Origin of the sequence: Streptomyces sp. NBC_00344 (assembly GCF_036088315.1) — a bacterium.
Classification (GTDB): Bacteria; Actinomycetota; Actinomycetes; order Streptomycetales; family Streptomycetaceae; genus Streptomyces.
Genome location: NZ_CP107996.1, coordinates 62232 through 87586 on the forward strand (window position 1 = coordinate 62232; position 25355 = coordinate 87586).

The following is a 25355-nucleotide window of genomic DNA, read 5'->3' on the forward strand; positions in this document are numbered from 1 at the left end:
GGGTGTTGCCGTGTACGCGTGGTGACGCGGAGTGGGAATCCGGGGGTGCTGGGGCCGGTGGTCTGTGAGCTCGGGCATAGGGTCCGCGTCACATAGGACGGTGCTTAGTAGGCCCCCGGCGGGGCTTGCCCCCTTGCCGCACAACCTCTCCACACCCCTGTCCCTTTTGTCACTATTTATGGTCGTAGGTCACACGATTGCCAGCGGCCGGGACCGTCTCGCAAGGTGTTGGACGTACCGGGGAGCCGAGCGCCGGATCGGGCAGAGCACACCGCCCGCCATCCAGACACCGGCCCCACGACACGAACCAGGGCGCCAGCGCCTCACCCGTGTCGCCGACCCCCCAGTCGGCCTCCCCACGACGTCCCCGAATGGAGAGGTACCCGCATGACCGCCACCACCCGCCGCACCCTGAACCTCCGCAAGACCTCCGCGGCCGGCCTCGCCGCCTCCGCCGCCGCGGCCTGCGCACTGACCCTGGCCCCGCACCCGGCCCACGCCGCCGAGCCCGTCCGCACCGCGCCCGTGTCGGCCTCCACCGTCACCGCCGCCCAGGTCGCCCAGCAGGCCGACCACGCCGAGAAGACCGCCGCCGTGAAGAAGACCTCCGGCGCCAAGCACACCGACGCCGTGACCGAGATCGTCAAGAGCACGAAATACGGCAACAACCTCGACGGCTGGATCCGCGAGTCACTGGCCATCATGAAGGCCAAGCACATCCCCGGCAGCTACGACGGCCTGCACCGCAACATCATGCGCGAGTCCAGCGGCAACCCCAACGCCCAGAACAACTGGGACGTCAACGCCCAAAACGGCATCCCCTCCAAGGGCCTCCTCCAGGTGATCCAGCCCACCTTCGACACCTACCACGTCAAGGGCACCAAGAACAGCCTCACCGACCCCGTCGCCAACATCGTCGCCGCAGCCAACTACGCCGCCGACAAATACGGCTCGATGGACAACGTCAACTCCGCCTACTGACCCAGCGGATCGACCACACACCCCACGACCACCTGAGTCCGTGGGACGGCCGGCTCCCCCAGGAACGGCAGGACTCAGGTCCCGGCAGGGGCTGGAACAGGTCCACCCACGAACCCACCCCAGCCCCTGCCGTTCCCCCGCCGCTCGCACCCCGCACACTGCGACAGACCGCACCCACCGACCCGACACAGATGGCTGCCGGCGCGGAGACCGGTGCCCTCGGGCTGCACAGAGGCACGATGCGGCGTCAGCTCCATCGCTCAGCCGAGGAGGAAGCGTCACCATGTCCAGGTCACCATGCGCCGCAGGCACCGGAGGCATACGGAGCGGTCAGACGCTGACGGTGCGAGGCGCGGTGACGGCGGGGCCGGCGCACTGCGCGTCGTAGTTGAGGCGCTTGAGCAGCAGGAGCATGCAGCCCCGGGTGAGCGCCACCTGGAAGATGGCGTAGGCGATGTCCGCGGTGATGGGGCCGTTCCGGTTGAGCAGGAACTGGCCGATGACCGGCGTCGTACCGCCCAGCAGCGTGCCGCACAGCTGGCAGCTTAGCGAGATGCCGGTGCAGCTCAGATGGGCGGGGAAGCGGCTCGCCAGCATGCGGGCAAGTTCGGCGTAGTGCGGGCAGTTCGGGATGGTGGCGACGGAGACACCGAGCATCGCCAGTTCGGGTGCCAGCACCACGAGCACGGCACGGGCCCAGCTCTCCATCCTGGTGGCGATGACCGCACCAAAGGGCTGCACGATGATCTGGGTGATGTTGGCGACGAGGATGACCGTGAGGCCAGGTCAGCGGTGTGAACCATGGCGGCCTTGAACAGGGCACTCCCCCAGAACGCTCCATCGGTCGGACTCGGTTCCCGCCGGCGGCGAGGTAGGCGCTCGGATGCGGGCGCAGATGCCATGGTGACGTCATGTTCGCGATGCCAAGCACGTCAGGCCCCCAGGTCGGTGCCGTGCGGGGTCCCTCGTGAGAAGGAACGTCCTCTCGGGGTGGCTGGTTCGGCCAGTGGTTGGCGCATTGGGAGGTGGGGCCCGCGTCAGGATCGTGCTGGTGCTGGGCGGTGCTCTCGCTCTGAGCGGAGCGGACAACGGGGCCGTCGCCGCCATCGCAGTCCCGCTGAAGGACGACCTCGGTATCAATAATACGCAAATCGGTCTGCTGCTCTCCGTCGTGACCCTTGCGGGAGCTCTGTGTACCTTGCCCGTCGGGCTCCTCACCGACAGGGTGTCACGCACCAGGCTGCTGGCTCTGAGCTCCGCTCTGTGGGGAGTCGCCACGTTCATGTCCGGGTTCGCCCCGTCATATACGTGGCTGTTGGTGTCACGTGCAGCACTCGGAGCCGTCAGCGCCACCGCGGGCCCCACCGTGGCCTCGCTGATCGGAGACCTGGTGCCCAACCGGGAGCGGGCGCGAATGTACGGGTTCATCCTCGGCGGTGAACTCGTCGGCACGGGCCTGGGGCTTGCCGTCTCCGGTGCCGTCGCTTCGGCCCTCGGCTGGCGGTTCGCCTTCTGGTGGCTGGCCATCCCGAGCGGTGTACTCGTATGGGCGCTCAGCCGCCTGCCCGAGCCGGAAAGGGGCGGGCAGGTAAAGCCGCAGCCGGCAGGCGAAGCCGGGACGGACGCCCCGCGGGAGCGCGGCGAATCCCCTCCGGAACCGGTGCGCGGGCTGGCCGAGCAAGCTGCCGAACGGGCCGGCGTACGCCCCGTCGGGCAACGTGTACTGCGGGACGACCCCCGGCAGTTCTCCCCGTGGCGCGCCATCCGATATGTGCTGCGGGTTCCCACGAATCTCGTTCTGATCGTCGCCTCGGGCCTGGGCTACTTCTTCTTCAGCGGAATGCGTGCTTTCGCCCCTCTGTTCGCCACGGAGCACTACGGCGTAAGCACGGCACTCGCCACCCAACTGGTGCTGGTGGTGGGCATCGGCGCGCTGGCGGGGGTGCTCGTCGGAGGACGGGTGGCCGATCGTCTGATGCGCCGGGGCCGCGCCAACGCCCGCGTCCTGGTTCCGACCGTGTGTCTGCTGGCCGTGCCGATTCTGCTGGCGCCGGCCACCCTTCTCACCTCGCTGCTGGTCGCGCTGCCGCTGCTGATGGGCGGGCTGTTCCTGCTGGGCGCGGTGAACCCGCCGCTGGACGCCGCGAGGCTGGACATCATGCATCCCTATCTGTGGGGGACGGCGGAGGGTGTACGGACCCTGCTGCGCACGCTCTGCGAGGCGGCGGCACCCACTGCCTTCGGATACGTGTCGGAGCACGCGTTCGGCGGCGGCGGAGCGGCGCTGGACCGCACACTGCTGCTCTTCCTCCTCCCGCTGATCGCGGCCGGCCTCCTGGGGACGCTTGCCCTGCGCACCTACCCGCGTGATGTGGCAACGGCCGACGCATCCGCCAGGGGGATCGCACGGCGTAGCGACGACAGCGCTCCTTGAGTGCCGACACGGTCACAGCCGCCGGGTAGCCGGGCAGGTGCAGCTACGAGATCGAAGCCCATCACCGGTTCGAACGCACCCTCGATACCTGCGGAGCCTCTGGCCCGCACGCGGAGGTGTACGGAAGCCGGCCCACGCCGTCGCCGAGCCGGACGTCAGACCGTCAAGGGCGGGGGAAGGCTCAGGAGGCCGGAGTGGGCGGGGGCATCTCCTGCTCGGTCCAGATCGGGGGTCGAAGGTGCCGTACGGACAACCCACGGTCAGCTCCTCTTCGCGCGGGAGTTCTCCGAGGTCGAGGCCGGAACGCTCGTTGGCGAGGCGCGCGACCGTGTCGTTGAGCCGGGCCAGCAGCTCGTCGCATTCGAGATCCAGCGAGGACAGTGAGTGGATGGCGGTTCGTATCTGCCCCATGGCCGTGGTCGCCTGGATACCTTTCCCCGAGTGACGGCCGACGGTGAAGGCCACACGGGGTGGACGATGAGGTGGGGCCGCAGCCGAGCCCGCTGGCCCCAGGCTCCCTGCTTCACACAACGCGCAGACAGCGCAGGTCAGTTGCTGCCACGGGGGAAGCAGTCACCAGGCTGCCTCCCGCCGCCACTCGCTCGGATGGGTTCCGGGTACGGACGGCTACTGCCCCCCCCACCCCCACCACACACACGAAGATCGCGAACACGAAGACCGCATGTGACCTCGGCCGGCGGCAGCCGCCCGATCAGCGCCGCAACCTGCGCAGGAACACCACCGACGTCTGAAGGGCAGGTCACCACTGTTGCCGGCCGAGAGGGAGGTACGGTGCACATCTGTCCCGTCTCCCGCAGATTGGTGGAGCGCAGCACGACCCTCGGCTCGGACATGCCGGGCCGACACCCGAGGAACCGCGGACACCGGAGGCCTCCGCCGCCGAGCGCAGGGAACGCGCTCGCACCGGCCGGGGGAACCGGCGTCCGTGCGGGGGCGCGCCTCCCGGGAGCAGCTTCTCCCAACCCCTGAGAACCTCCCGGGCCAGGTCGCCCGGTGGTCCGCATGATGGCCGGCCAGGGACGCAGCGATGAGTCCTTCCGGCCCGGAGAGTCAGAGTCTCACCACCGTTGACGACAACACAGGAGGAACAGGTGGCTCAGCTGCTGAGAGTCCAGAACTTCAATGTCTCGAGTGACGGAATCGGTGCCGGTGAGGACCAGAGCCTCGAGCGACCGTTCGGTCACGTCGATCCCGAGAGGATGTTTGCCTGGGCCGGAGCCACGGCCAGTTGGCCCATGCGCACCGACTCCGGGGGGAGCCGTGGCCTCGATGACTACTTCACGCGGGACTTCGCGCGCAACATCGGCGCCGAGATCATGGGCCGAAACAAGTTCGGACCCGACCGAGGGCCCTGGCACGACCATGAGTGGCGCGGCTGGTGGGGTGACGAGCCCCCGTTCCACACCCCGGTGTTCGTCATGACCCATCACGAGCGTCCATCGTTCGCGCTCTCCGACACCACGTTCCACTTCGTCGGCGGCGATCCGGCGACAGTCCTCGAGCAGGCGCGGAAGGCGGCGCAGGGCAAGGACGTCCGACTCGGCGGCGGGGTCACCACCGTTCGGCAGTTCCTTGACGCCGACCTCGTCGACACCATGCATGTGGCGGTCTCGCAGGTGAAGCTCGGGTCCGGATTGCGACTCTGGGAGTCACCCGATGAGCTGCTCGACCGGTTCCACCTCGAGGTCGTGCCCAGCCCGAGCGGCGTGACACACCACCTGTTCTGGCGGAAGTGACGCGATAGCCCACTCGGGGAACTCAGCACGGCCGAAGCCCCGTGGTCGATCGTGAGTTGCGAGCGAGTTACCGGTACCGCCCCAGTATTGGTCCACAGGCAGGTCCAGCCTACGCATCCGCTGGAGCCTGAGCCGGGCCCGCCCCGTGGCATGCCACGGGGCGGGCCCGGTGCGCCTCCAGGCCTCTGGCCTGCTGAATCAGACCTCCTCGGGACGCGGATCCGCTCCCTGCGCGCACGCCGTGCGTGTTGAAGCGCCACTCGGGTACTCATTGTGGAACGGTGAGCTGCCGTCATCCAGGACCCCGTAAGCGGAGGGAACGCCCGCGAAGAAGGCGGCCTCCACCCGCCCGGTCCCGGCGACTTGATCGGAGCCCTGTCAACCGGCTGAGCACAGATACGTCCTGGCGCGGAATGCGGGAGAGGGAGTGGGTGCGTATCTCTGCGGCAATCGCCGATGTGCTTCCCGAGTGGGAGGCGTTCACTCATGCCGTACAGGCAAGGCGGCCCGATGACGGAACGTGGTGTGAAGCATGGACAGTGCGTGATGTGCTGATTCATCAAACCGGCAACGCCGAAGAGCTGGCTCGGGTCATCACCGCCCACTTGGGGGGCGCGCCGGTGGGCCACTCGCGGATTTTGACCGGGAGGACCCCTACCGGGCCCTGACCTTTTCGGAACTCGGGTCAGCGTTCACCGCGCTCTGCGCCCACCTCGCCGAGATCACGCAAGCGGCCGCATCGGACCTGCCGCCCGGGACTGAGGTGATGTGGACCGGACGTTCGGTCACGGTGCCCTTCTTCGCTGAGCACATGCGCGAGGAACTGGTTTTGCATCGCTGAGACCTCACCGGGGACGACACCACCGCGGTGAAGGCACTGGTGTAGAGGGAGCGGCGGTCCAAAGCGCTCGGGAGCGATCAGGTGCAGGTACCACTGCCCGTCGGGCACTCGGTGCCAGGCGGGGCCACTGAACACGGACCGCCAGTCGGTGGGTGGTGTTGCACCATCGTCGCGCCCGTCGCGGAACACGTAGCGCGCGGGCGGGGCCGCGGGGGGTCCACGGGATCCGGGCTGTGTATGACCGCCTGATCCGGTTCTGGCTCACCGGAGCCCGCCCGGGGCGGCACGACGTGCTGGTCCACGCCCTCCCCGGCTTCCCGACTGTAGCCGTACGGTCATCTGCGCCATCCGGAGGAGTCCAAACGCGAACGCGGGCGTGACGGCGGGCACCGGCCGAACATTCTCATCGGCAAACGCACCGACACGAGCGGGGAAGCCGCACCCTGTCGGCGGAGAGGAAGGGTCGACCAACCGAAAACCGGGGACGAGCATGGCCGACGCAAGGTGTCCGTATAAAGATCAAGTTCAGGCTCGGCCATGGCACAGTAGCTCATACGGATCATCCCGCCGCGCGGCCGCTCATCTCCCCTGTGACTGTGGGTTATGCCAACTTTCCCCTCGCCGCAATGCGGCGCGTACCCACAGGAGAACCCTGATGCATCACCGCGTCTTCCTGACCGCCTTCGCTCTGAGTACCGCCGCTGTTCTCGGCGGCACCGCCCCCACCGCCATGGCTGCCGACTCCCCGGCCAAGGAGGCCCGCATCGGTCTGATCGCCGACACCACCGCGAAGTGTCTCGGCATGTCCGACAAGGCGCCCCTCAAGGGCATACCGGACCTGACCACGTTCACGGCCAAGGACCTTGCCCGGCTGCGAGTCCCGGAGTACGCAAAGTGCGCCGAAGCCGTCAAGAACGACTCGGACAACCCGGTCAACGCGCTCATCGAAAAGCTGAAGTCGTCTGACGTCCTGAACGGGCTCGCCGTGTCGTCCGACGACCTTTCACCACAGTTCGGCCTCGTCGAGGGAGCGGCGCTCAACAAGGTCTGCGGCGACCTTCCAGCCAAGCTCGGCCTCCAGACCGTCGTCGGCCTCGCCAACATCGCACTTCAGGACATCCCCATCCTGTCCACGCCGCACACCCAGCAGTGTGCCGACAACGTCTCCGCCGGCGAAGACGACCCGCTCACCCGGATCCTCAGTCAGATTCCGGAACTCAGCGGCAACGACATCGAGGACAACTGAGACCGCAAGACCCATTCTCAACGCCCCACACCAGCGGCTGAGAGCTGGGAGCCACGCAGCCGGCTGACCGAACAGCACCTCGTACTGGGCAGACCAAGCACCGCTGCTGTCCACTTCACAGGGGCCCGCGCATCCTCCGGTCCGACCTTCAACGGATTTCCGACCGGAGGCCGGTTCGGGCCCGTGGCCGGTCAGATTCGGTGGGACAGGCTCACACCCGGCGATCCGGGCTGACGCGCGCTCATGGGCCTGCCTGAGTCGGCGCAGAAGCGTCTCGGCGCGGCCAGGGGGTGAGGGTGTCGTCGTACGTGGCGGCGTGCCGGACTCCGGTGGGCTTCACCGCGAAATGCGCGCCCGCTCCCGCACGACATCGGCTGCGGGCTCGTCCTGCCGGAGCCCGAGAAAGCGTGGGCGCGACATCCCGTCACGGGTCCATTCGGTGAAGCCGATCTCCACCACGAGGACGGGCTCGACCCAGTGGACGCCCCGTTCCCGTACCGGCGTGGTGAACGGCGCGGGCAGTACAGCTCCGTACGGCCGAACTCGACGTCTCCCACCAGAGCTCTCTCGACTCCGCGGTCGCGACGATCACCCAGGAAGCGCAGCTCGACGTCGTCGTGCACAACGTTGGCCATATGGTGCTCGGCCCTACCGAGTCCCTTCACCCCGGAGCGGATCGCCGAGATCCATGACACCAACATGGTCTCCATCCAACGGGTCGACCGAGCCGTACTCCCGCAGATGCGAGTGGCCGTGACGGCCTGCTCGTATGGGTGGGCTCCACCAGTACGTACGGCGGCACGCCCCCGTATCTCGGGCCCCTACTTCGACGCCAAGGCCGCCACGGACCACCTGGCCAAGAGTTACGCCGTCGAGCTCGCCCGCTTCGGCAGCGACACTGCCCTCGTCGTCCCCGGCTCGTTCACATCGGGCACCAACCACTTCGCGCATGCCATGCAGCCACAGGACACCGCGACGGCGGAGGCGCACGACGCCTTCTACGCGAGCCTGATGGACGAGGTCGGCAAGCGGCTGGCCACCCTGGCGCCCCCGGACGCCGACGTCAACGAGGTCGCCCGCGCAATCGTCGCCATATCCCAAGGCAGCCGCCCCTTCGGCACCACCATCGGCCCGGCCGACGACGGATCCGAAAAAGGCCAGCGATGTGGCCGACCGCATCCGCGCCGACTTCTACGACCGCATCGGCCTGTCCGACCTGCTGACTCCCCGGGTGGACGGCTGACATCGAGAGTCCGTCGCTGGGGCGGTGCTGAGGAACCGTCTCACTTGGTGTGTGGGTGCCGCGCCTGACGGATGTCGGCAGCCCGATGGCAGGAAGGGGCTCGGTGGCGGCGATTACGAAGTAAGACCGCTATTCCGTGCAGCGGACCACAACCTCGGCTGGAGACGGCGAGCTGCCTTGATGTGGTCACCTGTCCAGATGACGCGGACGGCAGTGGTAGTGGCCTGCCCGCTTTCGGTGTACAGCTCATCAAGAATGGAGCCGACCAATCGTGTCACCACGGTCTGGTCGGGCGGCAACGGGGCCGGGGGGCTGCCTGCTCCCTTCTCCAGGCTGGCAGCCAGGTACAGGTACCAGTGAGTCACCCTCGCGGCTGCCTCCAGCAGGGCAAGGCGGGCGTGACCTCGGCTCAAAGGCGTGGAGGCGTCCGAGGCGTGCTGCCACAAGCTCAGCACAGCGTCGGCGGCCAGGCGAAGTCCCGCAACGCCGGTGACCAGGGCGGTCATGTCCGCTAGGGCCAGAGGCTTCGCTCCTCGCTCGGCCAGATATGTACGGAACGCATCATCGAGTCTGTGTGCCGCCGCGGCGGCCTGCCGCCCGTCCTCCATCGGGGGCCCTGGGGCAGTGGTGGACGAGGGTTCGCAACAATTGACGGCGTATTGGACTGCCGCAGCCAGATAGCGAGAGCTTTGTGTGTACGCGTCAGCAAGGGCACGGCCGACGGCTGTTGCGGCGCCGCGGGGCCAGAAGAGAAGGCCTACGAGTAGTCCGACTCCGCAGCCAATGCCAATGTCCTGTGCCCGCAGCAGCGCGATGTGCCAGTTGGAGCCATGTCCGACGCTGAAGAGGATGATCAGGGTGACGGTGAAGGCTGCCTGACCCACTGTGAATGAAATGGCGGCCGGCGCGATCCCTGCGATGAGCACCGCGAGTGGCAGGAGAAACCACAGGACGGCACGCTGGTCGTGCAACGCGTACAGCAATGCGGCCCCGAGAGCCGATCCCACACATGTGCCGCCCAAGGCGCGGATGGCGCTCTGACCAGTGTTGAGCGCATTCGATCGAAGCACCGACAGGGTCCCCAGAAGTACCCAGAAGGAGTTCTGCACGTCGGCCAGGTACACCAGTGCAACTGCTGTACCGAGCCCTACGGCCCCTCGGAGGCTGTTGTGGAGCCAGACAGAGTGCCGCTGGAAATGGGCTTTCGCGCGATCGAGGGCGGAAGCCAGAGGCTTTTTCGGCGCTCCAGGCTGTCGGCCGAGTAGTCGTTCCCTCCACGTCCGTTGGTGTGCTGTGGCGAACAGTTCCGCGTTGGCAGCGACTTGGAGTGCGACGAAGCCGAGTTCCTGGGCGCCGAACGACAGGTCGAGTGTTTCCAGAAATGCGCGGAATTCCTCTTCCGAAGAGGGACCTTGCTGCTGCTCGGGGAGCCTCGTGCTGGCGTTGTCCTCCATCCCCGTCATGGCCTGGTGCAAGCCTGCTGTCGCGGATTGCAGCGCATCGGGCCTCGTTCGCGGGGCTTCCAGCAGAACGGCAGTCCTCTCCAGGGCGGTGGCGACGGCTCGCTGGACGGTGTGCGCGTCGGGGTCGCAGGCGGGGCGGTGCTCGGGGGAGAGCTCACCGGCGGCCGCGATGATGCTCAACCAGGTGAGCTCGTCGACAAGACGAACCAAGGCGCGAGAGCTGGTGGACAGTGCAGTCGGCCGGTACGGGGTGGCTTCAAATGCGGTGCGCAATGCTGCGGCGGCGTCGGCCGCCTGAGAGGCGACTTCTCGGTATCGGTGGATGCTCGGTGAGTGCGGGCCGCCGGTGCGCCTCGAGGCATCGGTCCGTAGCTGCGTGGCAACGGTGCGGCATACCTGAGCCGCAGGCGCGCTCAGGGGGTCTGCTGCGGGCAGCGGCCACAGCAGGGTCACCGCGAGGGCCGAGGCACCTGCGGCAAGGCCTGCTCCGGCGAGCCGCTCCGGAACCTCTGACAGCGGTACGGGCGAGGTCACCGGAAGAATGAACCCAAGGAGCAGCGCGGTCGCGCTCCCTGCCAGAACGGAACTGACAACGCCGGCGAAGAGCACCAGAAAGCCGACCCCTGTCATGGTGAGGACCGCGAGCCAGCTTTCGCGGGCCGCGACGGTACCCAGACAGATGAGCACCCCCCAGGCAGCTGCCAGTCCCATGTGCGCCCGCAGTCTTCGTGCCGTGGGACCGGCGTAATCCACGAAGAGAAGCATGGAAACAGAGCCGAATGCTGCGAAGGTTGCCATGGTCGGTGAGTGGAGAATGTAGGTGCACAAGGCGAACAGACCCGGCAGTACCAGCGCGGCACGCGCGGCCCTCCGGGTCACGGCCAGTTCTGGGTCCTTCGCTCGCAGCCAGGCATGAATTCGCCCGACCGGTGAGCTGCCGGGTGCCGGCACCCGCTCCACCTCCTGTTGGTGGGCTGTCACGCCTGGGGTCGTCAGCGCGTTCATCGCTCAAGGGCCAGCGCGTTGGTGAGAAGCCGCCCCGTACGACGTACGGCGGGGCCGCCACTGTCAGCCATCGGTACGTGCCTTCAGGGCCAGGCTAGATCACGGAGCAGGCAATTCTGTCTCCCTGGCGTGCGCTTTGACTGACCAACCCGCCATGGGCGGACGCTTCAGCTGTTTCGGAGGCTGCGGGCCAGCAGGAGAGTGACGTCGTCAGCCGGAGTCGCGGTGGGCAGCGTGTTGATCACAGACCTGCAGAGTTCCTCCAGGGTCGAGCCGGACGGGCCAGAGCGTCTCTCACCCGCTCCCTCCTGACGTCGATGTCCTGGTGACGGTCCTCGATGAGTCCGTCTGTGTAGAGGGCGATCAGACTGCCTGCGGGCAGTTCCAGCTCCGCGGACTCATAGGGCAGCACGCCGAGGCCGAGCGGCGTGCCGTGCGGCAGGTCGGGGAAGGTGACGCCACCGCCCGGGTGGACGAGGGCGGGCGGCGGATGCCCTGCCAGGGCCACCGTGCACGTCCGGGTTGTAGACGCAGGTGGCACCCATGAACGGGGCCGGGGCTGGCTCCCACTCCGTCCCGGTCCTCGTCCTCGACCAGTCGGATGCACGTCCGGTCCAGCCTGGTCGGTAGCTTCCCCGGAGGCATATCGAGATCGACGCCGGCGGCAGGCTCAGCGCGGCGCCCTGGCCACTAGTTCCTCGGCCGGCAACTGGTCGCTCTCGTCGAACGGCGTCGGGTTTTCCGTCCGCACGAACACCGCAACGCCCAGAAGGACTCCCGGGCGTGGATGGGGCGGATCAGCAGTGAGTGCATGCCGAACTCACGGATCTTCTCCGCCCGCGCGGGATCGTTGTCCAGCCAGATGTCGTGGGTGGGGTCGGGACGGAGGCTCTGCCGGCGCGCCGGAATGTGGGAATGCGCCCGTGCGAGGGGCTCAGCCGCTCCAGCGGCTCCTCGCCTAGCCGCACCGCCCCCGTCAGATCGACGGTCACGTAGTCGGCGAAGAAGGGCACCGTGAAGTCGGCCAGCTCCTGTGACGTCCAGCGTGGCGCCGATGCGGGCGCCGGACTCGCTGACCACGGCCAGGCGGTCCCCCGCCCATCGCCTTTCCTTGATGATGGCCAGGCACACTCCCAGCGGCGGCCGTTGGCGTCGTCCAGGCGCAGAAAACGAGGCCGAGAAGGCGCGGTCGCGCTGTTCTCCGGCGACGGCAGGGACGCGGTACGCACGGTCCGTTACGCAGGTACCCGTGGCCAGAACCTGTTCCATGACTGCCTGGAACTTGACGGCATCGCCGGTCAGGCATCGTCCCGACCGTCCGAAAGGCGCCACCGGTATGAGCGGCAGGCGAACGGATCAAGCAGCTACAGGAGGGCGTCGATGGAGATGGGCAGCGAGCGGATGCGCTTGCCAGTGGCGTGGTGGACGGCGTTTGCCACAGCGGCGGCGATACCCACCAGGCCGACTTCGCCGATACCCTTGGTGCCGACCGGCGAGAAGCGGTCCGGTTCCCCCACGAAGACGACATCGAGGTCCGGGATGTCGGCGCTGACGGGGATGAGATAGTCCCCGAAGGTGCCATTGGCGATACGGCCGGTTTGCGGGTCGGTGACCGTGTTTTCGAGCAGAGCCTGGCCGATGCCGCCGATCGTCGCGCCGATGATCTGGCTCCGACCTGTCTTCTCGTTGAGGATGCGGCCGCCGTCGATGGCGGACACGACCCTCGCCACGCGCACCAGTCCCAGGTCGCGGTCGACGCGCACCTCGACGAACTTGGCGCCGAAGGCACCGGCGGGGGCCATGCCGAGATCCTGCGGCGAAGCGGGTGCGCTCGAACCGTCTGCCGAGAGTTCCGAGAGCCCGTGGCGGCCGAGGATGTCGGTGTAGGGCTCCCCTTGGGAGGGAGCGCCGATCACATGGACATGTCCGCCAGTGACGGTCACCGCGTCAGGCGAGGCGGCGTGCAACGGCGAATCCGCGTCTGTCACGGCGAGTTCGGCGAACCGGCGGAGCAGCCGGTCGCAGGCGTCGAGGACGGCAGCCCCCAAGGCCCCGGTGAGCCCGGAGCCACCCGCTTGGGGTGCGGGGGGCATGTCGGAGTCACCGAGATCGAAGCGGACCAGATCAAGAGGGAGTCCCAGCCGCTCTGCCGAGAGCTGCTTCATCACCGTGTAGGTGCCGGTTCCGATGTCGGTGGCTGCGCTGCGTACCAGCGCGCTGCCGTCGCGACTGACGGTGGCCTGTGCGGAGCAGGGCGCCGCATACCACGGGTAGCTGCATCCGGCCACTCCGTATCCGATGAGCCAGTCGCCGTCCCGCATGGAGCGGGGCTGGGGATTGCGCAGTGACCACCCGAACCTCTCCGCCCCCACCTCATAACACTCCCGCAATGCCTTGCTCGACCACGGCAGGCTCAACTGGGGGTGCGATTCAGCGTAGTTGCGAACACGCAGCTCCAGCGGGTCCATCGCCAGGGCGTAGGCCAGCTCATCCATCGCTGACTCCAGGGCGAAGTTGCCCTGGCCCTCCGCGGGGGCCCGCATCGAGCAGGGGGCAGGACGGTTCAGACGTGCCTGGATGTCCCGGGTCACCACGTTCGGGCACCGGTACGCGAACGCCGAGCCGGCCGAGATTGCCTCGTAGTCGTCGTCCTCCATCGCCAGTGACGAGACGCTACGGTGGTCGATCGCGGTTAGCTCCCCACTCCGGTTCGCCGCGAGTGACACTCGCTGCACGGTGTCCGGCCGATGACCCACGCAGCTGAACATCTGGGGCCGGGTCAGCACGAGTTTGACCGGCCGGCCGATGCGACGGGCGGCGAGGACCGTGAGGATCACATGTTGCCAGGTCCGCAGGCCGGCGCCGAAAGCACCTCCCACGTACGGCACAAGGACGCGAACCGAACTCTCCGGGATCTTGAAGACGCCGGCCAGCGTCGCCTTGACCATGGAGGGCCACTGGGTGGTGTCGTGGACGGTGAGCCGGTCCTGGTCCCAGATGGCGAGGGTGGCGAAGAGGCCGAGCGGACTGTTGGTGTTGTCCGGTGTGGTGTAGGTCTGCTCGACCTTCACCTCCGCCGCGGCAAGGGCCCCGGAGGCGTTCCCCCGATCGCTGTCCAACCCCCACGGGTCGATCACCTGCGTGGCCTGCGGATCCAGCACGTCGAGCAACGGCTCCTCACGCTCGTACTCGACCGACACGAGCCGGGCCGCGGCCGCTGCCTGCTCGAGGCTTTCCGCCACGACAAAAGCAACGTGCTGGCCGTAATGCCGGATGCGGCTGTCCTGCATGGGTGCCGGCGGCGAGACACCGAGGGCCGTCATGGGCCCACGCTCCAGCCGTGGCATGTTGAGGTGGGTGAGGACCGTGATCACACCGGGCGAGGCTTCGGCGGCGGCGGTTTCCATACGGACGACATGGCCGGCAGCGACTGTGCTCCCGACGAGCGCGGCGTGTGCCGGATGGCGGACGTCGAAGTCCGACGGATAGGGTGCCGCGCCCGCCACCTTGAGCGGGCCGTCCACACGGTTGATCCCGGCCCCGACAGCCCTTCCGCTCATGCCGCCACTCCTGACACCGTGCGCAGTTCGCGGACCAGACAGCGCTGCGCGAGTTCCACCTTGAACGCCGTGCCGGGCAGTGTCCAGGCACCCTGTACGGCAACCTGCGCAGCCCGCCTGAAGGTTGCGGTGGCGGTGGGCGAGCCAACGAGTTCCCGCTCCGCGTCCCACGCCCGCCACGGCTTGCTACCCACCCCACCGAGCCCGATCCGGGCCTGTCGGATGACCCCGCCGGAGATCACCAGGGCCACCGCGGCCGAGGCGAGGGCGAATTCGTAGGAGACCCGATCGCGCACCTTCAGGTAGCCCGAAACAGCTTCGACGGGGAGCAGCGGAATCTCGATCGCGGTGATCAATTCGCCGTGTGAGAGGCGATTCTCGACGTCGGGACTGTCCGACGAGGCGAAGTAGAAATCGGTCAGTGGGATCTGCCGTTCCCCCGCGGCACCCAGGAGGCACACGACCGCATCGAGGGCCACCAGAGGGACCGCCAGGTCCGAGGCGTGCAAGGCGATGCACCGCTCGTTCGCACCGAGGACGGCGTGCATACGGGGCGCGCCCTCGACGGCCGCACAACCAGATTCGACAAGGCGCTTATTGCACTTCGGGACGTCGAGGTCGCGGAAATACCGGCAACGTGTCCGCTGCAGAAGGTTTCCGCCGATCGTGGCCATGTTCCGCAGCTGCGCCGACGCTCCTTTCAGCAGCGCTTCGCGGACCAGAGGGAGGCGTTCGATGACGGTGGGATCGGCCGCCAGCTCCTCCATCGTCGTCAGGGCACCAACGCGAAGGACCTCGTCCCGCCGCTCGACACCGGTCAGCGGGAGGCGCGTGATGTCCACCAGCAGGTCAGGACCGAGCACCCCGTCCTTCATCAGATCGACCTGTGTCGTTCCCCCGGCCAGATACGCCCCGCCGGGATGAGCCGAGACCAGCCGCACCGCATCGGCGACTTCTGTCGCCCGGACGTACTCAAACGACCGCATCGCTGCTCCCGGCGGACGCCACTTCGTGAATCGCCGCCACCATGTTCGGATAGGCGCCGCACCGACATAGGTTCCCGCTCATGAATTCGCGGATCTCCTCATCCGTTCCGGCCCGCCCCTCATTGATCAGGGCCACCGCCGACATAATCTGTCCCGGCGTGCAGAATCCGCACTGAAAGCCGTCATGCGCGACGAAGGCGTCTTGCATCGGATGCGTCCCGCCCGGGGGTGCGAGGCCCTCGATCGTCGTTACCGCGTACCCCTCACACTGCGCTGCAAGGGTGAGACACGACAGAACCCGCTTTCCGTTCACATGCACTGTGCAGGCACCGCAAGCACCCTGGTCACAGCCCTTCTTCGTCCCCACCAGACCGAGGTGATCACGCAACGCGTCCAAAAGCGTGACGCGTGTGTCGACGCTGAGGACGGACGGGAGCCCGTTCACCGTCAGTTTCGTGGTGTGGTCGAATACCTCGGGAGCCCCAGCTTTGGTCAGGTTGTCCGCGCCCATCGTCAGGCCTTCCAGAAGAGAACTTGCCAAGTGAATCAGAGGGAGACCAGCAGCGGCGATTGAAATCCTCGGACCTGCTCGATTCGTCTGAGACCGAAGCTGCGCTGCCATTCGTGTACGAGAGGTTAGTGGTGCAGGCCGCAATGGTGGGCGTTGGACCGTGAGTGGCGCCTACCAGCGGACATTCGCGCGATGAGACGATATGGACTGTGAGGCGTAGTCGCAGTGCTCAAGCAATGGCCGCGTAGGCGGCGACGTGTTCGATTCGCATCCGACCCAGTAGCATGCCCGAAACGCTGTTGCGCTCCCCGAATTCCCGGGCACGTTCCTGGCCCATGTACCGCGCGGCAATGTCGGTCGCCCAGGTGAGCAGAAGTCCGGGGTCTTCCGAGATCTCAACACGCCCGCGCAGCATCACGAAGGAATAGGGTGGCCGCTCGTCGTCCACACACAACGCCACCCGTTCGTCCCGCAGCAGGTTGTATCCTTTGACGGTCTTCTTCTCTGTAGTGAACATGAGATCGCTGCCATCCATGAGGAACCACATGGGCGTGATGTGAGGACTGCCGTCCGCTCTCGTGGTGGACAATTTTCCGGTGCGAGTGCCTTGCAGGATGAAGGCCCGCCACACGTCCTCACTCATTTGTTCAGCCATGTCGATCACCATACGGGGCGACTCTTTCTGAAACTCACAAGAAAAGAGCGACACGGCGGCGCGCCACACCATTACAGGTATCGAGGGTGCGCCATGGGATCTCGAGGCGCCGGGGAAGAGGGGTGTCCCCGGGACCATTGAGGCTCGGCGGCCCGTCCCCGCTCCGTGACCCGGCCCACCCCAGCGCCCGTTTCCGCTCTCCGTCCCTGGCCGGCTCACCGGTCGATCGTGCCAACCCGTCGCCATCAGCACGGCTCCCCCTCCGGCAGGTGGAAGAACGGCGCACGAGGGGAGGTGCCCAGCAGCGCCACGCCCATCATCCTTACCAGTATCGACGCTGCCACGACCGTGCTGCGTGCGTCCCGGTTCAGCCACCGGCCGACTGCTGGCCTGCACACCAGACCCACGACGACGCCGCCCGTCATGGCGATGCCGGTGTCCGGCGCGAACAGCCTCAGCACCGTCGCCTCGTAGAGCAGCAGAAAGGGCCGGAGCAGGCCGATGCCGAGCGCGTCCACGGCCAGGGCGACGGCATAGCGGCCTCCGGAGGCACAGACGAGGCACGGGGCTGGATCTTGGTGGTGGTTGCCATGGCGCGTCAACGCCGCCGGGCTGGGTACGTCGGTGACGGACAACCGCCAACCGACGCCGACGCCGTCGCCGTCGATCCGGTCAGTGATGATGAGGGGGTGACGTTGAGGATCGACATCAGCGGCCTGCCGTCCGAGCGACTGCGGTTCGCCGCCTCCCTGCTGGCCGAGCTGACCGCGATGCTGCACGTGCTGGCGAACCCGGGCATCATCCGCGCGACTCGCCGGCTGGGCCGGGCTGCGGCCGGAGTTCTGCCGAGCGGTTGCGGGAGGCTGAGTTCCTCTGGCGTTCCTCACGAGCCGGCTTCCTGGTCCCCGCCCAGCCTCCGCCGACCCTCGCGGAGGAGTTGGACGTCGTGGACCGGATCGATGACGAAACGAATGTGACCGCCGCGCTCGTCACCACGTGCTGCAGCAACCGATCCACTTCGGTGCGCCATCGCCGCTCATCGACGCGACTGCGCGCGAGCGGGCCCTGGACCTGGCCCGGGGCCCGCTGCAAGAGGCCTTCGCGGAACGGCTGTTCGCGGACCCGACCGCTGTGCGGGCGCGGTTGATCATGGCGAGCGGCCAGGATGGCTCCGTGACTGTGTCCTCATCCGCCTCAGCAGCCCCCGCCGACCTCTGGCAGCACTACGGCACACGCCCGCCCGAAGGCGACCGTCCCCGGGATGTCGATGCCCGGATGTACTGGGACTGGTACCAGCGCACCGGGCCCGGTGCAGAACTCCTCGGTGACGTCGCCGGCCGCACAGTCGCCGAGCTCGGCGCAGGCGTCGGCCGCCAGGCCGCCCACATTGCCCACACCCTCGCACCAGCCCAGGTCCTCGCCATCGACAACGCGCCCACCCAGCACACGCGCGGCCGCGCGCTGTACGGACACGTCCAGGGACTGGAGTTCATCGAGGCCGAGGCCGTCACCTACCTGGGCGAGCATCCCCACAGCGTCGACCTCGCCTACTCACTGTTCGGTGCACTCGATTTCACCGACCCGCAGACAACCCTCCCCGCCATCACCACGGCGCTGCGGCCCGGCGGCCGGCTCGTACTGTCCACCCTGGCCCACTACAGCAACGGGGCCCCACCCGAGACAGCCTGCCGCCCAGCACACATCCCCACCCGCAGAGGCGACGGAAACACCATGCAGCGCTGGGTCCTCGATCTCCCGGTATGGGAAAAACTCCTGGCCGAACACGGATTCACAACCTTGCGGGCCGAGACCCTCCACGACCCAGGAGACGACCGCCCACAGCCCATGGCCACCCGCGTGATCTGCGCTCGGATGGCCATCTAGGCATCTGTCGGCTGGTCATCTGGAGTCCACCATGCGCTCTTCGTCGCCGAGCACGCGCGGTTTGCCGGTCGAGGTCAGCGCCGCTATGGCCTGCCCCTGGTACACGTCGATGACGACCGGCCGGTCCTTCGAGTCGTAGATCGCCTCCTCCTTACTCGGGATGATCCTGTCGCCGCTGGTGTACCGGGTGTCCAGGTACTCGGCGTTGAAGGCGTACGGGAAGACCCCGAGGGCGCCACCGTTGGCCAGTCGCAGCGAGTACACCTTCGGGTGCGCCGGATCCTTGGTGAAGTACCTCAGCGTGCGCCAGCTCAGATCCTTGCCGGTGGTGCTGGTGTCGCGTTGCGTGTACCACTTGCGGTAGGCCTCGGTGTCTGCGGTGGAGGCCAGTAGCGTGCCTTCCTTCTTGCCACCGGTCTCCAGCACGTCCGAGAGCGCATCGCCGACCTGATTCGGACTCAGCGTTCCCACGCGCTTGGCTGGGTCGACGGCCGTCGCGAGCCCATTGCGGTCGGTGGCCAGCTTGGGTATGAGGCCCTTCTTGGCGTACACGGCATCCACGACCTTGTAGGTGCCGCCCACCTTGTCGAAGAGCAGGAGGCACTCGTACGTGGTATCTGCGGTCGCGGTTGCCTTGACCGCGAACCAGGAAGCCGTACCGGCGGACGGTATGTAGTAGCTGCGGTTGGTGTAGGACCATTTCGAGGTGTACTTCTTCTGGTCCTTCTTGGTCCTCGTCTTCCATTGCTCGTAGTCAGCAGTCGACTGCGCGTTGAGCTGCCCCGCCTCGACAGTGGACAGCAATTTCTCATTGCGTGCTTGATTGGACCGGTAGTTCACGGATTCGTAGCGGTCGAGCAGCTTCTTGGCGGCCGCCTTGGTGATCACGCCTTTGGGCGCGCGGCTCGCGCTCGACGTCGGGCCGTCGGCGCCGCCTGCGTCGCACGCGTTGAGCGTGACCGCCGCGGCGACGCTCAGGGCTGTGATGGCCAGCGGGCGCAGACGTGCGGCCCGGGTTATGTATGGGGACATGGTGGGGGGTGTTCCTCTCCGGAATCGGTGATGTGGGGGCGAGGCCGGGCATTTGGCCGGCGGGCAAGCACGCTGCCCGGCGGCGTCGTGATCGCCGCAGGCAGCGCGGTGCGCATCGCATCGCCGGGCGGGCCCACAACAGACCGGCCCGGCAGGGGCTTTACATCTCAGCCGCGCGGGTCCGCGCACGAGAGCTTGGCCCAGCCCTTCTCGGCCGTCTTGCCATAGTGCCAAGTGCCCCACCAGTACACGGTGCTGCCCTTGCTGTTGAGTCACTGCCTGCTGATACGACCCCAGTCCTTGTTCGCCTTGCACGCGTACATGACGTGTGGCCTTGCCGTTCGGCTCGGTCCGCGCGTCCGCCTTCTTGCAGGTGAACTTCTGCGTGAAGCTGTCGGCCGCCGCGGACGTTGCCGCGGTTGCTGAGACTCCCACACCGGCGGTGATAACGACGAAGAGGGACACGCCGCTGCGCGGCCGAGGCGGGGAGTGGCCGCGCTGCTGTGCTACCCCGACCGGCTGGTGATCCAGCCACGGCAGGGCGCAGACCTCGGCAGCCTCCGCGGGAATTGAGGGTCTCGCACCGCCTGGGACTCGTTGTCCGAGCCCGCGCTCAAGCGCGCCTGGATGGTATGGCGGTCGGCGGACACCGAGGACGCACCGGTCCTCGCGGTGCTGGGCCCGCCCGCGCGCCCTCACGGAGTACGCGTGCTCCTCGATGGCGTTCCTGTCACGACGTCCCGGAGCCTCGACATCCCCCAGGCCACGCATGTGGCCCGCGCGGTGGCCGGACACCTCGAAGAGAGCACCCGCGGCGCCGACGGGCGCACCGTCCACCCGGTCGCCCCGGGGTTCGTCGCCGAGATCCGCCGCACGAGCGGCCGTCACGCCACCGTCCAGTTCGTGCGTCTGCGCCCCCTCGATACCTGAGCGCATCAGCTGTGCAGCACCGCCGGACGTGCGGCCGGGCCACCGTGCCGGCAACGGTGGTCGTCGCAGGCGCTCGTCGGCCACGGCGGGGGGTGCGTAGGATTCCCGGGATTCAACTGGAACTCTGCACGGGGGCTGCATTGAGGTGGCAACGGATCGGGATAGCGGCGGTCGTGGCGGCTGTGGTGCTGGCGGTCGCGGGCGGCGCACTCTGGTTCAGGGAGCGCACCCCCGCGGTCCGGCTGGCCAAGATCTGCAACGGGGCACTGCCCGTCGACGAGATGCTCAAGCTGACGGACGCGGAGAGCGGCGTCAGCTCGGACTACACGCTGGAGAGTTGGCATCCCGACGGTCCGGCCCAGGCCGGTAAGCCGGAAGGCCTTCCCGTCACCTGCCGGGCCACCCCATCAGGCGTGAATGTCACGATCGAGACGGCTGACGACGTCTACGACCCCTACTTCGACCACACCTTCCAGCGACGCGACGACATCCTCCCGCTCCCCCTCGGGCAGGGGTGGAGGGGGCTGCTGGCACAGGACAACACGACACTTGACGGCCCGGACACCACCGCCTCAGTGCTACTGGACTGCCCGGACTGGAGCCGCAGCAAAGGCACCGGGATCCTGGTGACCGTGAGCGCCGAGGGCGCTCGCACCCCGGTGGCCCGGGTCGCCACCGTCGCGGCCGAACGAACGGCGCACCAAAGCGGCTGCGGCGCCCACCCGGGAGGAAAAATCACCCGGATCGCAGGAAGCGGCACGGGCCAGGAGACGGCCCCCGGAGCGGCGAAGGGAACCTGCGCCGGGCTGCGTTCGCACCCCCGGATGCGTGAAACCGCGGCCGGAGTCGCCCCCGCCGAGTCCTGTGTGCTCGGCAACGACCTGGTGCTACGGGCCTACTACGGACCCTTCGTACCCGGCACCTCCAAAAGTTCAAATGGCCCCGGGCGATACGAGAAGCCTTGGGGCGAGGACGGTATTGGGACGTGGGGCTCGGCCCGCTGCCCGGGAGCATCCAAGAAAGCCGTGTACGACATCTCGACCACCGAGGACAGTAAGCGCGACTTCACCGAGCAGCCGCTCACCTCACAGGAGCGCAACGACCTGCGCACCTTCGCGACCCGCTCCGCCGACCGACACGGCTGCGCGACACCCGTGTTGCCAATGCCGCCCGCCGACCAGCCCGGCCGATGAGCCGGGTCAACCCGACCCATTCCTCAACACCGCCCTACTGAAGCGGCAGCAGGGCCTCTGCCGCAGCGCACTCCTGGCATGCCTGGCCTCCCGGCCGGCGCAACGCGTCGAGCGCTTCGTCCAGGTCGGCGTCGCGCCCGCCCTCCGCTTCTGTGCAGTCGTGGACATGGACGACCTGACCGAGCGTCCTGCGGCGGTTGTCGAGCAGCGGCACGACGCGCCATCCCCACCGCGGGCCGGCCGGAGCCGGCTCCTGATCCGGCGGCAGACCGCGGATAGGCACCTGGTCGTACCGGACACCTTCGAGCGGCCGCAACTGCTCCGGAGACACCCACACCCGGTACTCGACCGCGATGACCTCCGCCTCCTCGTGCCGCCACATCGGCACCCCGACCTGGAAGCGCCTCACCGCTCTCCACCTGCCGACGGGCAAACAGGTGCCCCCGGATCTCCTGCCGATCCGGGAACACGACCGTGATGCTCGGCGCGGACCGGCCGCCATCTACGTCGCCGCCCCGGCAGGCCCGGTGACGGCCTTGAGCCGCATCCGGGCCTCGCACAAGGCCGCGCCGCCCAGGCTCCCCCAATACGTGCTGACCCGGGCCGACGTACTACATTTCTTAGCGCGATTGAAGAGCGATCTGAACACGATTCAATGCGCGATTAATGTACGATAGGCGGTGGAGGTGATCTCTGTGTCCATCGACGAGAACGAGTTGTTCAGCGCTGTCGATGCGCTGCTGGAGCAGGTCGCGCAAGACGATCTGCCGGGACCTGACGAGCGGAAGCGGCTGCGTGAAGCGGCCGGTCTGAGCCAGGCTCAGGTCGCCACGGCGCTGAACGCTCGCCGGGAAGCAGTGGGAAACTGGGAGGCCGGGAGGACTGAGCCGCGGCCACCGAAGCGTGCCGCCTACGCCCGGCTCCTGGAGGGCCTCGCCGCGCGCTTCCCCGCCCAGGCCACCGAGGCGCCCACCGCCACGGAGCGGGAGGTGTCGCAGCTGTTCACCGGCCCGGCCCCGGAACCGGTGCAGGCACCCGCTGCCGCCGCGGTGCCGACGTCCCCTCCGACGGCCGCCGCCAGGCCGTCGTCGACGTCGCGCCGTCCGGCGGCGAAGAAGCAGAGCTCAAGTCCCGCCACCCCGGCCCCTGTCGATCCTCGGTTCGGACACGGGCCGCTCGGTGTACTGGACGGCGACGGGTCGCTGTACTGCGTCGGCGGCCTGGTCCTCGAATGCCCGGCCAAAACGATCCCGGCCCTGGTCGACTGGACTGTGCGCGAGGCGAAGCTCGGCTCGCCCCGGCTGCACCGGTCAGGCAAGGACGGCGACCCGCTGATCGTGCTCACGGCAGCCGCCGCCGAACGGCTCGGGCTGCCGCTGCGTCTGGAGGACCGGCGCGGGCTGCGCTTGCCCGAGGATCACAAGGTCATCAAGCAGATCACCAAGGCCAAGTGGGAACTCACCAAGCGCGGCTTCGGGCCGTGGGCGCGCGTGTTCCGGCGCGGCACGGAACGGCAGTGCGTGCAGTTCGCGATCCTGCCCTGGGACGCGCTCGACACCCGCTCGTGGGGCGACACCGGCGAGATGGAGGCCCCGGAGGTTGCCCGGGTCCTGGGTACGTACGCGATGCGGGTGTTGACCCCGCGCGGCTCGACGGCCGTCTCCAGCCTGGAACTGATGACGTCGCTGCGCCCACCGACCCGCGCGGTCAAGGACGAGGAGACCGGCACCTGGGTGCCCGGCGCGATGCCCGGCTCCCTGCCCGGCCCGCTTCCGCCGGCCCTGCCCGAAGCACCCGACGAACACCCGGTGGTCGCTGCCGAGTTCAAGGGGCGCGAGCGGAGCGAGGACGACGTCTTCCATGAGGAAGCCTACGACTGGCTCCGCGACGTGGAAATGCTCACCGACCTGGAAGCCACCCGGAAGTGGGCGGTCGGCATCGACGTGAACACCGCGTTCCTCGCCGCCGCGAACCGGCTGGTCGTAGGCCTGTCCGAGCCGGTCCATGTCCGCACGCCAGTGTTCGACAAGGCGGTGCCCGGCACGTGGCTGGTCGACCTGTCCGCCATCGAGATGGACCCGCGACTGCCGAACCCGTTCACGTTCCGCGGCGAAGGACCGACGGGGCCGGGCTGGTACTCCACTTCCACCGTCGCCTACGCGGCTGAGCTCATCGACACCTACCGGCTGCCCGTCACCATCGAGCCGGCCGAGGGGTACTTGCGCAAGGAGTCCGGACCCTACCTGGACCCCTGGTACAAGCGCCTGGCAGACGCATACAAAGCGACGATGGCCGACCTCGGCGTCGTCGCCGGGATGGGCGAGCAGGAGTTCCTGGACGCGATGGCCGTCCACAAGGACAGCGACCCGGCGATGGTCGCCGTGCTGTCCGCGATCAAGTCGACCGTCAAGGGCGGCATCGGCAAGCTGAGGGAGCGCAACAAGGACACCCGGATCCCGGCCGGTGAGCCGTGGCCGGCCCTCAAGCGCGTGGCGTGGAGCCCGCACATCCGTGCCGAAGTCATCGCCAAGGCCCGCACCGGAATGCACCGCAAGATCCTCAAGACCGCCCTGGCCACCCAGACCGGCCCCGCCCCGGTCGGGCACCTGACGCTGGGTGAGGATGCGCTGCTTCCCATCGCGATCCTGTCCGACTGCGCCGTGTACCTCTCAGAGGGGCCCTCCCCCCTGGACGTGCTCCCGCATACCGCCGACGGCAAGCCCGTTCCCGGCGGATTCCGCCTCGGCGTCAGCCCCGGCATGGTCAAGCACCAGGGCACCGAGCCGCTGATGTGGGCCGTCACGATGCTCGATGGGGGCCACAACCCCGCCTCGTACATCAAGGGCACCGACTCGATCGACGACGGAGAGTAGGACTCCGAGATGGGCATCCTGGGCGACAGCCTCCACAAGGCCACCGCAGCCACTGCGACCCGGCCGATCCCCAAAAGCGCCGGAGCGCAGATGCGATACCTGGTCAAGCAGAACCGGGGCTCCACCATGGCCGTAGCGCAACTGCTGGGCATCTCGCAGCGCACCGTGGAGCGGTACATCAAGGGACAGCTCAGGCGGCCCCGCAAGGACCTCGCCGCACGCCTGGCGGGGGAGGTCCGCAAGAAGTGGCAGCCCCGCGTCCAGGCCAAGGCGAAGAAGAACGCAGCCACCGCTACCGGCATCACCATGGAGACCCGGGCCAGGTTCGGGTTCACCGCCGCCCCGGGCACCACCGACGATGGACGGCTGCGGCTGATCACCCAGCACCTCCCGCCGACCTACGCCTCACGGCTGTTCGACGCCCAGGCCGCCGGCGCTTCGGAGCAGCAACTGCAGAACATCGCCGCCGAAGGGCTCCAGGAGGTCTACTTCAAGGACCGCGGCCGCCGCGCCGACGGCCTCCTCGTAGAGCTCACAGACATCGACTACATCGAGCTCGACTTCTGACCCTGCGCCAGAGGGACGGTTGGAACCCGAACCGGTGAGCTTGTGTTTTAGAGGTCGCGCGGATGGGCGTGGTTGGGGACACCGGTAACAGGATGGGCAGGTGCCGGTGATCATGGAGTTGCGACGCTCGGTGATCACTGGGGAGACCTGTGCCCGCGTTTCCGCGCGCAGCACCATCGTTGGCCCCACCGGGC

Annotated in this window: 21 protein-coding genes and 2 pseudogenes; 11 read left to right on the forward strand and 12 right to left on the reverse strand. The window is 68.1% G+C overall.

What is annotated here, in order from left to right; translation table 11 throughout:
- Window positions 1–387 precede the first annotated feature (387 nt).
- Window positions 388–981 (forward strand): transglycosylase SLT domain-containing protein, encoded by a 594-nt coding sequence (locus OHS16_RS00365; protein ID WP_328535099.1) that lies wholly within the window; start codon window positions 388–390, stop codon window positions 979–981.
- 330 nt (window positions 982–1311) lie between these two features.
- On the opposite strand, the gene OHS16_RS00370 is transcribed toward OHS16_RS00365, so the two are convergent.
- Complete coding sequence (locus OHS16_RS00370; protein WP_328535100.1) at window positions 1312–1722, reverse strand: hypothetical protein; 411 nt, start codon at window positions 1720–1722, stop codon at window positions 1312–1314.
- 277 nt (window positions 1723–1999) lie between these two features.
- Here OHS16_RS00370 and OHS16_RS00375 point away from each other — a divergent pair, with 277 nt between their 5' ends.
- Window positions 2000–3415 (forward strand): MFS transporter, encoded by a 1416-nt coding sequence (locus OHS16_RS00375; RefSeq protein WP_328535101.1) that lies wholly within the window; start codon window positions 2000–2002, stop codon window positions 3413–3415.
- Between the two features lie 12 nt (window positions 3416–3427).
- Here the strand turns inward: OHS16_RS00375 and OHS16_RS00380 are convergent, their stop codons facing one another.
- Complete coding sequence (locus tag OHS16_RS00380; RefSeq protein WP_328535102.1) at window positions 3428–3880, reverse strand: SpoIIE family protein phosphatase; 453 nt, start codon at window positions 3878–3880, stop codon at window positions 3428–3430.
- A gap of 647 nt (window positions 3881–4527) precedes the next feature.
- Here OHS16_RS00380 and OHS16_RS00385 point away from each other — a divergent pair.
- Both OHS16_RS00385 and OHS16_RS00390 read left to right on the forward strand, forming a co-directional pair.
- Complete coding sequence (locus OHS16_RS00385) at window positions 4528–5172, forward strand: dihydrofolate reductase family protein (protein WP_328535103.1); 645 nt, start codon at window positions 4528–4530, stop codon at window positions 5170–5172.
- Between the two features lie 1496 nt (window positions 5173–6668).
- Window positions 6669–7259, forward strand: coding sequence for a hypothetical protein (locus OHS16_RS00390; protein ID WP_328535104.1), 591 nt, complete (start codon window positions 6669–6671; stop codon window positions 7257–7259).
- A gap of 336 nt (window positions 7260–7595) precedes the next feature.
- On the opposite strand, the gene OHS16_RS00395 is transcribed toward OHS16_RS00390, so the two are convergent.
- Window positions 7596–7781, reverse strand: coding sequence for an ATP dependent DNA ligase (locus tag OHS16_RS00395; RefSeq protein WP_443042726.1), 186 nt, complete (start codon window positions 7779–7781; stop codon window positions 7596–7598).
- A gap of 177 nt (window positions 7782–7958) precedes the next feature.
- Here OHS16_RS00395 and OHS16_RS00400 point away from each other — a divergent pair, with 177 nt between their 5' ends.
- Window positions 7959–8570: a hypothetical protein gene (locus tag OHS16_RS00400; protein ID WP_328535105.1), complete on the forward strand. Its 612-nt coding sequence runs from the start codon at window positions 7959–7961 to the stop codon at window positions 8568–8570.
- Window positions 8571–8615: 45 nt separating this feature from the next.
- Here the strand turns inward: OHS16_RS00400 and OHS16_RS00405 are convergent, their stop codons facing one another.
- From OHS16_RS00405 to OHS16_RS00435, 7 genes and pseudogenes are all read right to left on the reverse strand, one after another.
- The gene (locus tag OHS16_RS00405; RefSeq protein WP_328535106.1) at window positions 8616–10970 is read right to left on the reverse strand and encodes an FUSC family protein; all 2355 of its coding nucleotides are present in this window, start codon (window positions 10968–10970) and stop codon (window positions 8616–8618) included.
- Window positions 10971–11211: 241 nt separating this feature from the next.
- Complete coding sequence (locus tag OHS16_RS00410) at window positions 11212–11478, reverse strand: PP2C family protein-serine/threonine phosphatase (RefSeq protein ID WP_328535107.1); 267 nt, start codon at window positions 11476–11478, stop codon at window positions 11212–11214.
- Window positions 11479–12334: 856 nt separating this feature from the next.
- Window positions 12335–14530 (reverse strand): xanthine dehydrogenase family protein molybdopterin-binding subunit, encoded by a 2196-nt coding sequence (locus OHS16_RS00415; RefSeq protein ID WP_328535108.1) that lies wholly within the window; start codon window positions 14528–14530, stop codon window positions 12335–12337.
- Window positions 14527–15516: an FAD binding domain-containing protein gene (locus OHS16_RS00420; RefSeq protein ID WP_328535109.1), complete on the reverse strand. Its 990-nt coding sequence runs from the start codon at window positions 15514–15516 to the stop codon at window positions 14527–14529. Before OHS16_RS00420 ends, OHS16_RS00415 begins: the two co-directional genes overlap by 4 nt.
- Window positions 15503–16027, reverse strand: coding sequence for a (2Fe-2S)-binding protein (locus OHS16_RS00425; RefSeq protein ID WP_328535110.1), 525 nt, complete (start codon window positions 16025–16027; stop codon window positions 15503–15505). Before OHS16_RS00425 ends, OHS16_RS00420 begins: the two co-directional genes overlap by 14 nt.
- Window positions 16028–16256: 229 nt before the next feature.
- Window positions 16257–16682, reverse strand: coding sequence for a PPOX class F420-dependent oxidoreductase (locus OHS16_RS00430; RefSeq protein WP_328540661.1), 426 nt, complete (start codon window positions 16680–16682; stop codon window positions 16257–16259).
- 287 nt (window positions 16683–16969) lie between these two features.
- Window positions 16970–17274 (reverse strand): annotated as a pseudogene (locus tag OHS16_RS00435) (MFS transporter); the annotation flags it as partial.
- Here OHS16_RS00435 and OHS16_RS00440 point away from each other — a divergent pair.
- Together OHS16_RS00440 and OHS16_RS00445 are read left to right on the forward strand one after the other, a co-directional pair.
- A pseudogene (locus OHS16_RS00440) lies at window positions 17273–17829 on the forward strand (DUF5937 family protein). The pseudogenes OHS16_RS00435 and OHS16_RS00440 overlap by 2 nt on opposite strands.
- On the forward strand, window positions 17721–18566 hold the full coding sequence (locus tag OHS16_RS00445; protein WP_328540662.1) for a class I SAM-dependent methyltransferase: 846 nt from the start codon (window positions 17721–17723) through the stop codon (window positions 18564–18566). Before OHS16_RS00440 ends, OHS16_RS00445 begins: the two are co-directional and overlap by 109 nt.
- Before the next feature lie 15 nt (window positions 18567–18581).
- On the opposite strand, the gene OHS16_RS00450 is transcribed toward OHS16_RS00445, so the two are convergent.
- Window positions 18582–19598: a hypothetical protein gene (locus OHS16_RS00450; RefSeq protein ID WP_328535111.1), complete on the reverse strand. Its 1017-nt coding sequence runs from the start codon at window positions 19596–19598 to the stop codon at window positions 18582–18584.
- A gap of 708 nt (window positions 19599–20306) precedes the next feature.
- On the opposite strand from OHS16_RS00450, the gene OHS16_RS00455 reads away from it, so the two are divergent.
- Together OHS16_RS00455 and OHS16_RS00460 are read left to right on the forward strand one after the other, a co-directional pair.
- Window positions 20307–20528, forward strand: a complete 222-nt coding sequence (locus OHS16_RS00455) for a hypothetical protein (RefSeq protein WP_328535112.1) — start codon at window positions 20307–20309, stop codon at window positions 20526–20528.
- Between the two features lie 140 nt (window positions 20529–20668).
- The gene (locus tag OHS16_RS00460) at window positions 20669–21721 is read left to right on the forward strand and encodes a hypothetical protein (protein ID WP_328535113.1); all 1053 of its coding nucleotides are present in this window, start codon (window positions 20669–20671) and stop codon (window positions 21719–21721) included.
- Window positions 21722–21755: 34 nt separating this feature from the next.
- Here OHS16_RS00460 and OHS16_RS00465 read toward each other — a convergent pair whose 3' ends face one another.
- Window positions 21756–22130 (reverse strand): DUF6233 domain-containing protein, encoded by a 375-nt coding sequence (locus OHS16_RS00465; RefSeq protein WP_328535114.1) that lies wholly within the window; start codon window positions 22128–22130, stop codon window positions 21756–21758.
- 271 nt (window positions 22131–22401) lie between these two features.
- Here OHS16_RS00465 and tap point away from each other — a divergent pair, with 271 nt between their 5' ends.
- Window positions 22402–24594, forward strand: a complete 2193-nt coding sequence (gene tap / locus OHS16_RS00470; RefSeq protein ID WP_328535115.1) for a telomere-associated protein Tap — start codon at window positions 22402–22404, stop codon at window positions 24592–24594.
- Window positions 24595–24603: 9 nt separating this feature from the next.
- Window positions 24604–25161, forward strand: coding sequence for a telomere-protecting terminal protein Tpg (gene tpg / locus OHS16_RS00475; protein ID WP_328535116.1), 558 nt, complete (start codon window positions 24604–24606; stop codon window positions 25159–25161).
- Window positions 25162–25355 lie beyond the last annotated feature (194 nt).